Origin of the sequence: Mesorhizobium sp., assembly GCF_017306585.1 — a bacterium.
Classification (GTDB): domain Bacteria; phylum Pseudomonadota; class Alphaproteobacteria; order Rhizobiales; family Rhizobiaceae; genus Mesorhizobium.
In genome coordinates this window covers 1-12,997 of the sequence record NZ_JAFKIC010000286.1, presented here as the reverse complement: position 1 = coordinate 12,997, position 12,997 = coordinate 1, and the positions used below count along the sequence as shown (strand labels likewise).

General features: G+C 64.1%; 16 protein-coding genes. 6 read left to right on the top strand and 10 right to left on the bottom strand.

Annotated features, from left to right (window positions below):
- Window positions 1–347: 347 nt before the first annotated feature.
- The 3 genes from J0I79_RS32710 to J0I79_RS32700 all read right to left on the bottom strand — a co-directional run bounded on the left by J0I79_RS32710 (window position 348) and on the right by J0I79_RS32700 (window position 3,063).
- Entirely contained in the window at window positions 348–968 is a 621-nt protein-coding gene (locus tag J0I79_RS32710; RefSeq protein WP_292869571.1) for a transglutaminase-like cysteine peptidase, read from the bottom strand.
- A gap of 165 nt (window positions 969–1,133) precedes the next feature.
- Window positions 1,134–2,411, bottom strand: a complete 1,278-nt coding sequence (locus J0I79_RS32705) for a polyhydroxyalkanoate depolymerase (RefSeq protein ID WP_292869568.1) — start codon at window positions 2,409–2,411, stop codon at window positions 1,134–1,136.
- Between the two features lie 283 nt (window positions 2,412–2,694).
- A complete protein-coding gene (locus J0I79_RS32700; protein WP_292869565.1) occupies window positions 2,695–3,063 on the bottom strand; it encodes a septal ring lytic transglycosylase RlpA family protein in 369 nt (122 codons plus the stop codon).
- 309 nt (window positions 3,064–3,372) lie between these two features.
- Between J0I79_RS32700 and J0I79_RS32695 the strand changes: the two genes are divergently transcribed.
- Window positions 3,373–3,558, top strand: a complete 186-nt coding sequence (locus tag J0I79_RS32695; protein WP_292869562.1) for a hypothetical protein — start codon at window positions 3,373–3,375, stop codon at window positions 3,556–3,558.
- Between the two features lie 120 nt (window positions 3,559–3,678).
- On the opposite strand, the gene J0I79_RS32690 is transcribed toward J0I79_RS32695, so the two are convergent.
- The 4 genes from J0I79_RS32690 to tauA all read right to left on the bottom strand — a co-directional run bounded on the left by J0I79_RS32690 (window position 3,679) and on the right by tauA (window position 6,635).
- Window positions 3,679–3,867 carry a hypothetical protein gene (locus tag J0I79_RS32690; protein WP_292869559.1) on the bottom strand — a complete coding sequence of 63 codons (189 nt, stop codon included), beginning with the start codon at window positions 3,865–3,867 and terminating at the stop codon, window positions 3,679–3,681.
- A 19-nt stretch (window positions 3,868–3,886) separates the two neighbouring features.
- The gene (locus J0I79_RS32685) at window positions 3,887–4,747 is read right to left on the bottom strand and encodes an ABC transporter permease subunit (RefSeq protein ID WP_292869556.1); all 861 of its coding nucleotides are present in this window, start codon (window positions 4,745–4,747) and stop codon (window positions 3,887–3,889) included.
- On the bottom strand, window positions 4,744–5,517 hold the full coding sequence (locus tag J0I79_RS32680; protein ID WP_292869553.1) for a taurine ABC transporter ATP-binding protein: 774 nt from the start codon (window positions 5,515–5,517) through the stop codon (window positions 4,744–4,746). Before J0I79_RS32680 ends, J0I79_RS32685 begins: the two co-directional genes overlap by 4 nt.
- Window positions 5,518–5,621: 104 nt before the next feature.
- The gene (tauA, locus tag J0I79_RS32675) at window positions 5,622–6,635 is read right to left on the bottom strand and encodes a taurine ABC transporter substrate-binding protein (protein WP_292869550.1); all 1,014 of its coding nucleotides are present in this window, start codon (window positions 6,633–6,635) and stop codon (window positions 5,622–5,624) included.
- Window positions 6,636–7,420: 785 nt separating this feature from the next.
- Here tauA and J0I79_RS32670 point away from each other — a divergent pair.
- From J0I79_RS32670 to J0I79_RS32660, 3 genes are all read left to right on the top strand, one after another.
- The gene (locus J0I79_RS32670) at window positions 7,421–7,870 is read left to right on the top strand and encodes an Rrf2 family transcriptional regulator (RefSeq protein ID WP_292869547.1); all 450 of its coding nucleotides are present in this window, start codon (window positions 7,421–7,423) and stop codon (window positions 7,868–7,870) included.
- A gap of 25 nt (window positions 7,871–7,895) precedes the next feature.
- Complete coding sequence (locus tag J0I79_RS32665; RefSeq protein WP_292869545.1) at window positions 7,896–9,257, top strand: FAD/NAD(P)-binding protein; 1,362 nt, start codon at window positions 7,896–7,898, stop codon at window positions 9,255–9,257.
- 306 nt (window positions 9,258–9,563) lie between these two features.
- Complete coding sequence (locus tag J0I79_RS32660; RefSeq protein WP_292869542.1) at window positions 9,564–9,941, top strand: hypothetical protein; 378 nt, start codon at window positions 9,564–9,566, stop codon at window positions 9,939–9,941.
- Between the two features lie 61 nt (window positions 9,942–10,002).
- Here J0I79_RS32660 and J0I79_RS32655 read toward each other — a convergent pair whose 3' ends face one another.
- The gene (locus tag J0I79_RS32655) at window positions 10,003–10,773 is read right to left on the bottom strand and encodes a type 1 glutamine amidotransferase domain-containing protein (protein WP_292869539.1); all 771 of its coding nucleotides are present in this window, start codon (window positions 10,771–10,773) and stop codon (window positions 10,003–10,005) included.
- A 110-nt stretch (window positions 10,774–10,883) separates the two neighbouring features.
- On the opposite strand from J0I79_RS32655, the gene J0I79_RS32650 reads away from it, so the two are divergent.
- On the top strand, window positions 10,884–11,237 hold the full coding sequence (locus J0I79_RS32650) for a helix-turn-helix domain-containing protein (RefSeq protein ID WP_292869536.1): 354 nt from the start codon (window positions 10,884–10,886) through the stop codon (window positions 11,235–11,237).
- Window positions 11,238–11,430: 193 nt separating this feature from the next.
- Here J0I79_RS32650 and J0I79_RS32645 read toward each other — a convergent pair whose 3' ends face one another.
- Window positions 11,431–12,078 carry a cysteine hydrolase gene (locus tag J0I79_RS32645; RefSeq protein WP_292869533.1) on the bottom strand — a complete coding sequence of 216 codons (648 nt, stop codon included), beginning with the start codon at window positions 12,076–12,078 and terminating at the stop codon, window positions 11,431–11,433.
- Window positions 12,075–12,407, bottom strand: a complete 333-nt coding sequence (locus tag J0I79_RS32640; protein WP_292869530.1) for a hypothetical protein — start codon at window positions 12,405–12,407, stop codon at window positions 12,075–12,077. The genes J0I79_RS32645 and J0I79_RS32640 overlap by 4 nt, the downstream gene beginning before the upstream one ends.
- 143 nt (window positions 12,408–12,550) lie before the next feature.
- On the opposite strand from J0I79_RS32640, the gene J0I79_RS32635 reads away from it, so the two are divergent.
- Complete coding sequence (locus tag J0I79_RS32635; protein WP_292869527.1) at window positions 12,551–12,952, top strand: RidA family protein; 402 nt, start codon at window positions 12,551–12,553, stop codon at window positions 12,950–12,952.
- Window positions 12,953–12,997: the final 45 nt, after the last annotated feature.

The following is a 12,997-nucleotide window of genomic DNA, read 5'->3' as shown; positions in this document are numbered from 1 at the left end:
CGCTTCAAGACCTTCTACACCGCGCTTGCGGCCCGATCTGGATCAAAGAAACTGGCAATCGTCGCCGTCGCCAGAAAGCTTCTCGTCACTCTCAATGCCATCATTCGCGACAAAATCGCGTTCGCATGAACACAGTTGCCATGCCGCGAACGAGGGGCGCCGCAGCGGTGCAAGAATGGATTGTTGACGTGGCTATGAAGGCAACGACTGTTCTGCGCCGTTGCGTTCTTCCTCAACGTCACGGCATGGATCCCAGGGTCTTCGCGACGGAGCTTCGCTCCTGCTCCGCCCTAGGATGACGAAGCGCGAGGGTGCCACCGCCCCAAGCAGGCGGACGCGACGTGTTCCTACTGCACCGACCCGACCAGCACCTGCTGGCCACCCCTGATCGAGACCCAGCGGCCGGTGTTGTCGATCGCCTGCCGCTTCAGGAAGCGGTAGCCGGTCTGGTCCCAGGCCTTGACCTTGTCGTTGAGGTTGTCGAGCACGTAGTCGCCCTTGTCGGTGCGCACCGTCAGCACCGAATGGCCCTCGCCGTCGGGCTTGCGCACCACGGTGATAAGAAGGTCGGAGAGCGAGATGCCCATGCGCGAGAGCCGGCGGCGCTTTTCCAGAACATAGTCCTCGCAGTCGCCGACGCCCTTGTCGGGATAGGCCCAGACCTCATCCTTGCCGTAGATCTCCATGTCGCTCATCGGCTTGACGGCGGCGTTGACGCCGGCTGTGACGTGGACGAGCTTGCGCATCAGTCCGCTGGTCATCCGCGCCGGTGCCAGATTGCCCGGATGGATCGAGCATTCCCCGGGATGGAGCTTGCAGAAATCATAGTGGCCGATCGGCTGCGAGGTCGGGCCTCCGGTCGCCATCGCTCCGGCCGCAAAAGCCGGCGCGATCCAGCCTCCGGTGGCTGCCAGACAGGTCGCGGCCACGCACAGACGCAGCTTTCTCGCCATTGTTGAGGAATTCATTGTCCCCGCTCACCCTGTTATTAACGAAACGTTAAGGGCGATTGACAGTCCGTGTCAATTACAACGACGGCCTGATTTGCGGCATGGTTACCCGAGGCAGACGGACAGCGTCCATCGCGCAACAGATGGGGACGGGGGTTATTCTCGAATCCGGACCGCGAACGGCTATCGCCTGGCGGTGCGCACCAGTTTCGGCTTCACCGCGACGCGGTTCTGGCGGCCGTAGCTGGTGATGAAGTCGACGATGCGCGGCACGATCTCGGAGCGGAAACGCGAGCCGTTGAAGACGCCGTAATGGCCGACCGCCGGCTGCATGTAATGGGCCTTCTTGTCGGCGGGGATGTTGACGCACAGGTCCTGCGCCGCCCTGGTCTGGCCAAGGCCGGAAATGTCGTCGTTCTCGCCCTCGACCGTGAACAAAGCGACGTTGCGGATGGCTGATGTGTCGATCCTGGTGCCACGATGCGTCATCTCGCCCTTGGGCAGGGCATGTCGCACGAAGACGGTGTCGACGGTCTGCAGATAAAACTCCGCCGTCAGGTCCATGACCGCCAGATATTCGTCGTAGAAGTCGCGGTGCTTCTCGGCATTGTCGCCGTCATGCTTCACAAGGTTCATGAAGAAGTCCTTGTGGGCGATGATGTGGCGGTCGAGATTCATGCTCATGAAGCCGGACAGCTGCAGGAAGCCTGGATAGACCTCGCGGCCGAAGCCCGGCACCGGCCAGGGCGCGCGCATGACGACATTGTCGCGGAACCAGTCGATGCCCTTTTCCTCGGCCAGCAGGTTGACCGCGGTCGGGTTGCGGCGCGTGTCGATCGGGCCGCCCATCAGGGTCATCGTCGAGGGAACGAAGGGATCGCCCTTCGTTTCCATCAGCGCGACAGCCGCCAGCACCGGCACGGAGGGCTGGCACACGGCCATGACATGCGTATCGGGGCCCAGCGCGTGCAGCATGTCGATGACATAGTCGATATAGTCGTCGAGGTCGAAGCCGCCCTCGGCCAACGGCACCATGCGGGCGTCGACCCAGTCGGTGATATGGACATCGGCATAGGGCAGCATGGCTTCCACCGTGCCGCGCAGCAGCGTCGCATAATGACCCGACATCGGCGCTACAATCAGAAGCTTGGGATCGGGCTTGCGCCCGGCGGGCACGGCGCGCTCGAACCGGACGAGATTGCAGAACGGCTTCGACCAGACGGTCTTCTCGGTGACCTCGACGCTTTTCCAGTCGACGACGGTCTTTTCCAGGCCAAAGGCCGGCTTGCCATAGCGGCGCGTGGTGCGCTCGAACAGTTCGGCGGTGGCGGCGACAGAGCGGCCCCAGGGCGTGTGCGAAACCGGGTTGAGCGGGTTGGAGTAGAACAACCGGACCGCGTCGGCATAGAGCCGGGCCGGCTGCAGCGCCGCATGGTTCAATTCGTAGAGCTGGTAGAACATCGACAACCCCGCTGCTGCCTCGACCGAAGGGACGACGAGCAGCGCCGAGCCTAAATGTCTCGCGGCGAAGTTAACAACTAATTGCTGCGATGCAATACGTCACGTTGCGTGACCAATGGTTCTTTCGTCCAAAGGCCTGCAAATCGGGCCGGAACGGCGGAGCCGGCTCAATGTGCGGTGCCGAAATGTGTAGGAAATGTGTCGTTCCGTGACATGCCGTTCCCTGACCATGAACGCCCAAATCGATGCCGCCGGGCATCATGGCCAGGAAGGAACGATCGGATCAGATACGGGCCATGCAGACCGAGGTCTGGCCGGAGCCGATGAAACCGAGCTGGCCGGCGGCGCCCTTGGACAGGTCGAGCACGCGGCCCTTGATGAACGGACCGCGATCGTTGATGCGCACGATGACGCTGCGGCCGTTGTTCTTGTTGGTGACCCGCAACTTGGTGCCGAAGGGCAGCGTGCGGTGGGCGGCGGTCATCGCCGAGGGGTTCATGCGCTCGCCCGAGGCGGTCTTGGAATGCAGCGCATACCAGGAAGCACGGCCGCACTGCGCGGCGGCGGCGTTTGCGGTGGTCGAGGAAGCGCCGACCATCAGGCCAGCAGCGATCGTCACCGCGACAAGCGCGGTCCGGTTTAGGTTCTTCATCTGTAAGGGGTGGCTCCGTTTTTGACAGACCCCAGCCGTTAGGTGGCGAATAAGGCAGGAAATGCGGCAAGCATCTGTCCGTTCCGTGGCGAGATCACACGTTTGGAGTCACCGGGTAACAGTCTGTCAGGGATTTTCCGGCGCAATATGATCAATTCTCGATGATCATCCGGCGGATATTCGAGATCGCTTTGACAAGATACCGGATTAATATCCAAGTAGAATCCGGTGTAATCCAGCCACATCCTTCGGCTCTTTCATCGGGGCCATGGCGCGGCAAACGATCGACTTCAAAAGCGAGACCCGTCAATGAGGCTGACCAAAAATCTGCTGGCTCTGATCGTCCTGGCCATTGGCGCGCTGTGGGCCCTGCAAGGCATCGGCGTGGTCGGCGGCAGCTTCATGACCGGCCAGTCGCAATGGCTTCATATCGGCCTTGTCACCATGGCGGTCGGCCTGATTGGGCTGGTGTGGGCGAACCGTTCGCGCGGGTGAGCCCGGACAATTCAACGGATCGGGCGAGCAATCGACCCCCACTCCGTCGAGCTTTGCTCGACACCTCTCCCCCGATCGACGGGGGAGAGGAATAGCGCGAGCTATCCGGGCTGCTGCCCCTCAATGCGACCAGTACTGCCAGGCCCAGTAGAAACTTTCATCACGCGGCGGCAGGCGGTCCTGAGCGGCGCGGAAAGGGACCGGCGCCGGCGAGCGCGGACGATCCTCGCCCGCCTCCTTCTCCTCGGATGCGAGGCCCAGCAGCCAGGTACCGAAATGGGCGAACAGCACGGCGGTGGAATGGGTCATCGTCATTCTCCTTTCCCGGTCATTCCAGTCCGGCCCAGGGGACGAGGGCGCGCTCGATCCGGCGGATGGTGAATTCGAGCACGAAGGCGATGGCCGCGATCACCAGTATGCCCATGATCACCACGTCGGTGACCAGAAACTGGGCGGCGGACTGGATCATGAAGCCAAGCCCGCGCGTCGCGGCGACCAGTTCGGCGGCGACCAGCGTCGACCAGCCGGCGCCGAGTGCGATGCGCAGGCCGGTCAGGATCGAGGGCAGCGCGCTGGGCAGGATGACGTGGCGAACGACCTGCGCGCGCGTTGCGCCGAGTGAGCGCGCGGCGTTGACGCGCTCTTTTGAAACACCGCGCACGCCGGACGCGGTCGACAGGGCCACCGGCGCCAGCATGGCGATGGCGATCACCAGGATCTTCGACGGCTCGCCGATGCCGAACCAGATGATGACCAGCGGCAGGTAGGCGAGCGGCGGGATCGGCCGCAGGAATTCGAGCAGCGGATCGAAAATGCCGCGTCCGACGGTGCTGATGCCGATGACGAGACCCACCGGGACGCCAATGAGAAGGGCGGCGACCAATGCAGCGAACACCCGGCCCAGGCTGGCGACGGCATGCTGGAGCAGCGTCGCGTCGACGAAACCGTCCTTGATGACGACGATGAACTTGTTCCACACCGCGGCCGGCGAGGGCAGGAAGACGGGCGACACCAGCTGCAGGCGGGCCGACAGCGCCCAAGCCGCCAGCACCAGCAGGATGGTAACCGCGCTGACCGCTCGGGCCGAGATCCCCTTGCGCCTGGCGCTTGGGCGCGACCATGGCACCGACAGGCCGTCCACCTTGTCGATCGCGGCGCCCGGCCGCTCGCTGTAGGAGGAGATGGTCATGCCGCTTCTCCCTCGAAGATGGCGTCGGTCAGTTCGCCGCGTGCCGCGGCGAAGGCGGGATCCGTCTTGATGGAACGGATGGCCTCGCCGGCGGCGTAGCGCCGGGAGAAGCCCGGCTCGAAGCTGCGCACCACACGGCCCGGGCCCGGCGCCAGCACGACGATGCGGGTGGCGAGCACCAGCGCCTCCTCGATGCCGTGGGTGACCATAAGCACGCCGACATGGCTTGCCGTCCAGAGATCGAGCAGCGTGGTTTGCATGCGCTCGCGCGTCAGCGCGTCCAGCGCGCCGAGCGGTTCGTCGAGCAGCAGGAACTGCGGTTCGGCGGCAAGCGCGCGGGCCAGCCCGACACGCTGGCGCATGCCGCCCGACAATTCCCAGATGCGCTTGTCGCCGGCATCGCCGAGTTTTACCAGACCCAGCAATTCATCGGCGCGGCGCGCCCGCTCGGCCTGCCTGACACCGCGCAGCCGGAGCGCGAAGGCGACATTCTCGCGCGCCGTGAGCCAGGGGAACAGGGCATCGTTCTGGAACACCACCGCCCGGTCCGAACCCGGTCCGGTGATCGGTCGGCCGTTGGTCGAGGCGAGACCGCGCGACGGCGTGACAAGGCCGGCGGCGACATTGAGCAGCGAGGTCTTGCCGCAGCCGGAGCGGCCGACCAGGACGACGAAATCGCCCTTGGCAACGTCGATCGAGACACGCTCGACGGCCGGAGCGGCCTGGCCGTCATAATGGATCGAGACCTTGTCGAGCACGAGATGCGGCATGGGTCCTCGCGGATATCTGAGGGAAGTCCGCCCGCCCCGAAACCGCGCCTCGTCAGCGGTTCCAGGGCAGGCAGCACGCGGCTTCAGGGAAGGAGAGCGCGCGTTCAGTTCGAGGCGAGCGCCTCGGTGACGTATTTCGAGGTCACGTATTTCGAGTAGTCCGGCAGCACGGCGTCGACCTTGCCCTGTTCCTTGAGGAAGTCCGAGGCCGCCGCGACCGCCTTGACCGTGCCGCCGCCGAGGAATTTGTCCGACGCCTGCTCTTCGAGCGTCGGGAAGACATAGCCCTTCAGCAGTTCGGGAACCTCTTCCAGCTTGGCGCCGGTGAGCTTGGCGATCTTTTCGGCCTGCGGCGAGGACGTCGACCAGGCCTCGGGCTTGGCCAGGTATTCGGCATAGGCTGATCCCGTCACCTTGACGAAGTCGCGTACCGCCTCAGGGTTCTTCTCGGCGAAGTCGGTGCGCACGATCCAAGCGTCGAAGGTCGGCGCGCCCCAGGCGGCGACCTGCGCGGAGTCCAGCACCACCTTGCCTGTCGTCTTGATCTGGCCGAGCGCGGGATCCCAGACATAGGCCGCGTCGATGTCGCCGCGCGCGAAGGCGGCGGCGATTTCCGGCGGCCGCAGGTTGAGGATCTGGACCGACTTCGGATCGACATTCTCGTGCTTCAGCGCGGCGAGCAGGCTGTAATGCGTGGTCGAGACGAAGGGCACGGCGACCTTCTTGCCGGCAAGGTCGGCGACCTTCTCGATGCCGGCGCCGTTGCGGGCGACCAGCGCCTCGGACGGCCCGATCAGGCCGACGACGAAAATGGTCTGGATCGGCAGTTCGCGGCTTGCCGCCGCGGCCAGCGGGCTCGACCCGACATAGCCGATATCGACCGAGCCGGACGCGACCGCGGCGATGACATCGGCGCCGGAATCGAACTTGCGCCAGTCGATGGCGGCCTTGGTCGCCTTCTCATAGGCGCCGTCGGCCTGCGGCACTTTCGAAGGCTCGACCACCGTCTGGTAGCCGATGGTGATCTTCAGGTCCTCGGCCAAAGCCGGGCTGAGGAACGCGGCGCCGGCCAGGGCTGCCGACGACAGGAGGAGAATGCGGCGTGAAATGGTGGACATGAAAGGCTCCATGAAACAGAGAAACCGGATTGCTTCATGATAGTCCGCTAATTCTATCGTTCTTGTAGAGTTAAATCCTTCCAACGAAGGTGGGTTTGTTGGAAAAAAGCCACTGGTGACGAGGTGCCGAGGCGGATGGGGACGTTGCGGTGGTTCGGCGAAGCCGGCGCCGCCCCTCATTGTCCTGCCGGACATTTCTCCCCGTATAGTGACGGGGAGAAAGAAGCTGGCCGCAACGCCGTCGCCTTCTTAGCAGCGCTGGCGATTGGCGAAATCATCGGCGATAGCGCTCCTCTCCCCGTCACTATACGGGGAGAGGATGCCGGCAGGCAGGTGAGGGGCGGCGCCGGCCTGGCGGAATAGCTGACACCACCCGCGCTCATCGCAAATAAGATTCCGCCTTTGTCAATATCCGAGAAAATTCATACCCTGTAGCAGCTTCGATTTAGAAAACCGATCCGCGTGTTCGGCGTTAAGTATAGTAATCTTATCGACATAGGGAGTTGGAGGCGGCGATGACAAGCCATACCTATCGAATTGTGGCAGCAGCCGGCGCCTGCGAATCGTGCGCGCAAGGGAGCGCCGTCTCTGTGTCGCTCGCGTCACAAGCCTGGCCTAAAATGGCCGCAACGGCTTGAAAACCAAGCAATATCAACCACAATCGGCTTGTATATCATGTCACTAGAATTTATGTGTCATGGATGCTTGGGCGCGGCGGGGAGGCACGCCAGGCGTTTCGCAACGGATGGCCTTGGGCCGTCGAATAGCCTGGAAACGTTCGCTTCATGCTCACCAAAAAAGGCAAATACGGCCTCAAGGCGCTCGTCCACCTGGCGCGCATGCCTGCCGGACAGCTCGCCTTCGTCAACGACATCGCGACCGCCAACACCATTCCGAAGAAATTCCTCGACGCCATACTGGGCGAACTGCGCAATGCCGGTTTCGTCCAGAGCCGCAAGGGCAAGGATGGCGGCTACCGACTGGCGCGGCCGGCCGACGAGATCAGGGTCGGCCACGTCGTGCGCGTCCTCGACGGGCCGCTGGCGCCAATTCCCTGCGCCAGCCGCACGCAATATCAGCGCTGTGAAGACTGCAATGAGGCGACATGCCAAGTCCGACATCTGATGCTCGAGGTCCGGCAGGCGATCGCCGAGGTGCTCGATCAGCGCAGCCTCGCCGAGATGCGCGATATCGCCCTGGACGAGTTGCCGATGGCGGCGAAGGTCCAGGCCTGACGCCTCGCGGCGGGCGGAGACGCGCATGACCGCCGCGCGCGCCAATCCGATCGCGCCCAGTTCGATCATCATCGTCGGCGGCGGCGCCAGCGGCGTCGTGCTGGCCGCGCATCTCCTGAAATCGCCCAATCCGGACCTGCGGGTCACGCTGATCGAGAAGCGCCCGCATTTCGGACAGGGCATCGCCTATTCGACGCTTTTGTCGGCGCATGTGCTCAACGTCAGCGCCGCAGGGATGAGCGCCTATGCCGACGATCCCGGCAATTTCTGGCGCTGGCTGCAGGCGCGCAGCCTTCTGGGGCAGGAACAGACGCCGCTGACGCCATTCTACGCGCCGCGCAGCGTCTATGCCCGCTATCTCAAGGAACTGCTCGACGATCTGGAAACGCGCGAGCGTGAAACCGGCCGGCTGCGCCTGATCCGCGAGGAGAGCCTGTCCATCTCGCCGACCGCCTCGGGGGTCGAGGTGGCGCTGGCCAACGGCACCAGCGTCGTTGCCCATCTCGCCGTTCTGGCCACCGGCCATGACGAACAGCCGGCGCAGGGTCACGCCGTGCGGATGGGCTCGGACGCCGACACCGCGCTCGATCCCGACAGCCGGGTGATGGTGCTCGGCACCGGTCTCAGCATGGTCGATGCGTTCCTGGCGCTGGAGCAGCGCGGCCACAAGGGCGGGATCATCGCCGTTTCCCGGCGCGGCCTGCTGCCGTCGCCGCACCGCAAGGGCAATCCGATCAAGCTCGATGTCGCCGACATTCCGCTCGGCACCCAGCTTTCCTATTTCGTCGGCTGGTTCCGCGACCTGATCCGCGAGAACCAGAAGGCCGGTGTCGACTGGCGCGACGTGGTCGACGGTCTGCGGCCCTTCAACCAGAAGATCTGGCAGAACTGGCCGGCTTCGGCCAAGCGCCGCTTCGTCGAACACACCAAAGCCTGGTGGGACATCCACCGGCATCGCATGGCGCCGGAAGTCCACGCCAGGGTGAGCGAAGCGGTCCAGTCGGGGCGCATCCGCCTCGTCGCCGGCCGCGTCATCGGCATCGACGCGGGCGAGGCTATCACCGTCGACGTCCAGGCGCGCCACAGCCAGGCGATCGAGACTTTCGAGGTCGCCCGCATCTATGATTGCTCCGGAATCGTGCGGGACATCTCGACCTCGTCCAACAGCGTTGTGCGCTCGCTGGTCGACCGCGGGCTGGCAAGGCCGGACCCGCTGCGCATCGGCCTCGACGTGTCGCCCAATTGCGAGATCATCGCCGGCGACGGCAGCGTGTCGCGGAAAATCCTCGCCGTAGGCCCGCTGACGCGCGGCACCTTCTTCGAGATCGACGCCATTCCGGATATCCGCGCCCAGTGCGCGCGGCTGAGCAAGCAATTGCTGGGGTAGGACGCGCTAACACCAAACCCAATCACGAGAATCGGTCGTTCGGCCCCAGCCAGATATTCGTTGCAGTAAATCATCAACTTGCTAGGAATTGCGAATGGTCCCGAGGCACAAGTCCGGGCCGCATAAAGTTGTGGGCGACGAATGCGAAACGCGACGGTGGCTGCACTCATATATGAGTGCCTGTTCGATATCTATCGGCAAATCGACATCGAAAAGGGAGACAGTCTTTGGCTACCTGACGAGTATGGCGTGGAGCGCGAATCCTTCTATCACAGACACATAAGTTGCTGGGAGTGGAGTATCGACATGTTGACGGAAGCCGGTGCCATGAAGATCCTTCAAATGCCGCCGGCTATTTTTCCGCACGTCGAACAAGGGTTCCCGAGTCCTTACAGCTACCCGGCAATGACATTGGATGAATGCAGCTCGGCTGACTTTTCACAGTTTGAGAGCTTCGACAATTACTGCTACGCAATGTTCACCTTTGAGCAGGTAATGGGCCAAACTTCGGGGCTGACCGGCTGGTCTCCCAGATTCTTGGAAGCCGTGGCACTCAAGGACGACATTTTTCTGTTCGAAGGAAGCCGATGCGTTGAATTCAGTAAGAGTCGCTTCCGTGAAAAGGTGATGACGCGCTGGGAGGAGATGCAAGTTCGCATGTTTCAGCGGCAAGGCGGGGCGTAGGCGGGCAAGCAATGCTCTGAATTATGTCGGACCTGCGTCGCCCGGGGACTTTTGATTGACTCTAGCCGCCCAGCGCCTCGCACACCAGGCGCGCGGTCTCGGCGCCGGAAAAATTCTGTTGGCCGGTGATCAGATTGCCGTCGCGTATGGCAAAGCCGCGCCACAGGCCGGCCTGGACATAGTTGGCACCGAGCGCCTTCAGTTCATCCTCGATGCGCCACGGCATCAGATGCCTGCCGCGTTCGAGCGCGCCCATCTCCCAGGTCGCATTGTCGGCGAAATCCTCCTCCGCATTGGCAAAGCCGGTCACGGTCTTGCCCGCGACGAGCAACGAGCCGTCGGCACGCCTGGCGTAGCGCAGCAGCGCGGTGCCGTGGCAAAGCGCCGCCGCGACCTTGCCCGCTTCGTGGAAGGCGACGAATGTCCTTTGCAGCGCCTCCGCGCGGTCATAGGTGAACATAGGCGCCTGGCCGCCGGCGACGACGATGGCGTCGAAACGGCCGACATCGAGCTCAGCCACCGGCCGCGTATTTTCGACAAGTGCCGATAGTTTCGGATTCGAAATGAAGCCCAGCGAGATGAGATCGGTCTCGGAGTAACCCGAGGGGTCGCGTGGATCGCTCAGCGCGTCGGCCTCGCACCTGCCGCCATCGGGCGAGAAGATCTCGACCTCGTAGCCGCGTTCGGTGAAGGCGAACCAGGGATGCGTCAGCTCGCTCCACCAGAAGCCGACCGGCCAGCCGGTGGTGGTCGAGACGGCCGGATTGGCGATGACGATCGCGACCCGCTTCGGCTGGCGCGCATTGACCGGATTGGCGTTCCTGACACTCATCTTTCGCCTCCTCCATGAGATTGTGCCGACAAGACACGACACGGCAATCTGGCCATTTGGCCGGGCAATTTCCGCTTTCGCCGCCCGCCGGCCTTGCCTACGATGGCGGCATGACGCAGCGCGGTAGACTTTACGGCTGTCCGGTCGAGTTCGCGCTCGATGCGCTCGGCGGCAAATGGAAGACGGTGATCCTGGCCAGGATCAAGCAGCGGCCGATGCGCTATTCCGAGCTGCGCCGTCTGATCCCGGCGCTGTCCGACAAGATGCTGACGCAACGCCTGGCCGATCTGGTCGAGATCGGCTTCGTCGTGCTGGAGACCTCGCCCGACGGCAAGGGTCGCTACGCGCTGACCCGGCGCGGGCATGATCTCGCGGCCTCGCTCCAGGCGCTCTACGATTGGGGCAGCGAGCACGGCCGCGCCGAAGGGGTGCGCTTCCGCACCGACATCGAGGCCGCCGCGTGACACCGCGTCAGCCGGGCCGATCGCGTATGGCAGCGCCAGCCCCCTCATCCGGCCGCTACGCGGCCACCTTCTCCCCGCCGGGGAGAAGAGACTGGCGCTGGCGCTGGCAATCTCCTCTCCCCTTGGTGAGAGGTCAGCCGAGCGAAGCGGAGGCCGGGTGAGGGGGAGTGCCATATGCGATTTCCCCAGTCCCTTAGCCCGCATCGGCAAGCGCACCGCAAAAGCCCGCCACATCTGATATGACGGCTTCGCCGAGGAAGCGGAGCGTCGCCAGCGAGCGGTCTCGAGCTTCCTTGTTGCCGAAGCCGCAGGCGTCCTCGATCACCACGGCCACAAAACCGTTGTCGGTCGCCTGGCGAACTGTCGGTTCGATGCCGATCTCCATGGCGATGCCGGCCAGCGCCACGGCGCGGACGCCGCAGTCGTGGAGCGCAAAGCCCAGTGTCGTCGAATCGAAGGCCGACATGGTCAGCTTGTCGAACACCGCCTCATCCGCCCGGGGTTCCAGCTCCGGCAGGATGCGCGCCGCGTCCGCATCCCTGAGGAACCAGGGCTGGACCGCGTCGGGATCATCGTGCCGCTGCCAGGCCATGGCGGTGCGCAACTGCGTGGTTCCCATCCATTTCCTGGGCAGCGACAGATGGCGTGTGAAGGCCACCCGCATGCCGGCCGAGCGCGCGGCCTCGAGCACGACGCCGGTGCGCTCGACGATTTCCGCCGCACCGGCGACCTGGCGGCAGATGCCGACCTGCATGTCGTAGACCAGCAGCGCCATGCGGCCGACATCGCACCATTCCGCCAGGCTGGCCGGGATTTCGATGCCTTCCCGCGACCGGATCATGCCGCGGTCCGATCCCAGGGTTTGGCGATGTCGACGGCGGGGTCGAACAGATATTCGAGCGGCAAGGGTGCCGCGTCGAAGGCAAGGAAATGCCATTCCAGCAGCCCGGCCTTCGACAGCGGAAAATCGTCGGTGTAACGCCTGGCCTCGTCGACGCTGTCGAGCTCGAAGACGATGATGACGCCGCCGACATCGGCGCGCGCATAGTTCTCGCGCACGATGCCGGCCTTCCAAAGCCGCCAGACATTGGAGACCTCGTCGCGCAGATAGGGTTTCAGGTCGTCGAGGGTGACGCCGGGCTTGAAGTTGTCATAGGCGATGATCTTCATCGACTGTCTCCTTGCACTGCTGTGTGTCCCGCGCTGAGTTCGGCTAACATGGCGCGATCGGCACCGGCAACGAACGACATGGTTCGTTGAATCGCCTCACCTTTGGGCCTTCCGTGGTCGCCGGCATCTGGAGGAGGAACGCAGTGACCATCGAAAGGCTGAACCCAAAGGGCATGCACAGCAATCCGGCCTATTCCCAGGGCGTATCCCTGCCGGCCTCGGCGCGCATCGTGCTGGTCGGCGGCCAGAACGGCGTCGACGCGCAAGGACAGATCGTCGGCAAGGGCGACCTCGCGGCGCAGACGACGCAAGCGCTGGCCAATCTGGCGATGGTGCTGGAAGCCGGAGGTGCGAAGGTCGAGGAACTGGTCAGCCTGTCGGTCTATATTGTCGGCGACCAGGATATCGCTCCAGGCTTCGGCGCCTGGATGGCGTTCTGGGCCAACCGCGCTCCGCCGCCCATCATCAAGGCGCTGCGCGTGGCAGGCCTCGGCCATCCGGATTTTCTGATCGAGATCGAAGGTTTGGCGGCTGTCGAGGCATAATCTCCCCCCCCTTGAGGGGGAGATGGCCGGTAGGCAGAGGGGGTC

What these genes read in the sequence shown, in the direction of transcription:
- J0I79_RS32665 (WP_292869545.1), top strand. Translation starts at nt 7,896, where the DNA reads ATGACCGCCGCGCGCGCCAATCCGATCGCGCCCAGTTCGATCATCATC.
- J0I79_RS32680 (WP_292869553.1), bottom strand. Translation starts at nt 5,517, where the DNA reads ATGCCGCATCTCGTGCTCGACAAGGTCTCGATCCATTATGACGGCCAG.
- J0I79_RS32705 (WP_292869568.1), bottom strand. Translation starts at nt 2,411, where the DNA reads ATGTTCTACCAGCTCTACGAATTGAACCATGCGGCGCTGCAGCCGGCC.
- J0I79_RS32690 (WP_292869559.1), bottom strand. Translation starts at nt 3,867, where the DNA reads ATGACCCATTCCACCGCCGTGCTGTTCGCCCATTTCGGTACCTGGCTG.
- J0I79_RS32670 (WP_292869547.1), top strand. Translation starts at nt 7,421, where the DNA reads ATGCTCACCAAAAAAGGCAAATACGGCCTCAAGGCGCTCGTCCACCTG.
- J0I79_RS32640 (WP_292869530.1), bottom strand. Translation starts at nt 12,407, where the DNA reads ATGAAGATCATCGCCTATGACAACTTCAAGCCCGGCGTCACCCTCGAC.
- J0I79_RS32700 (WP_292869565.1), bottom strand. Translation starts at nt 3,063, where the DNA reads ATGAAGAACCTAAACCGGACCGCGCTTGTCGCGGTGACGATCGCTGCT.
- J0I79_RS32710 (WP_292869571.1), bottom strand. Translation starts at nt 968, where the DNA reads ATGAATTCCTCAACAATGGCGAGAAAGCTGCGTCTGTGCGTGGCCGCG.
- J0I79_RS32650 (WP_292869536.1), top strand. Translation starts at nt 10,884, where the DNA reads ATGACGCAGCGCGGTAGACTTTACGGCTGTCCGGTCGAGTTCGCGCTC.
- tauA (WP_292869550.1), bottom strand. Translation starts at nt 6,635, where the DNA reads ATGTCCACCATTTCACGCCGCATTCTCCTCCTGTCGTCGGCAGCCCTG.
- J0I79_RS32685 (WP_292869556.1), bottom strand. Translation starts at nt 4,747, where the DNA reads ATGACCATCTCCTCCTACAGCGAGCGGCCGGGCGCCGCGATCGACAAG.
- J0I79_RS32695 (WP_292869562.1), top strand. Translation starts at nt 3,373, where the DNA reads ATGAGGCTGACCAAAAATCTGCTGGCTCTGATCGTCCTGGCCATTGGC.
- J0I79_RS32655 (WP_292869539.1), bottom strand. Translation starts at nt 10,773, where the DNA reads ATGAGTGTCAGGAACGCCAATCCGGTCAATGCGCGCCAGCCGAAGCGG.
- J0I79_RS32660 (WP_292869542.1), top strand. Translation starts at nt 9,564, where the DNA reads ATGTTGACGGAAGCCGGTGCCATGAAGATCCTTCAAATGCCGCCGGCT.
- J0I79_RS32645 (WP_292869533.1), bottom strand. Translation starts at nt 12,078, where the DNA reads ATGATCCGGTCGCGGGAAGGCATCGAAATCCCGGCCAGCCTGGCGGAA.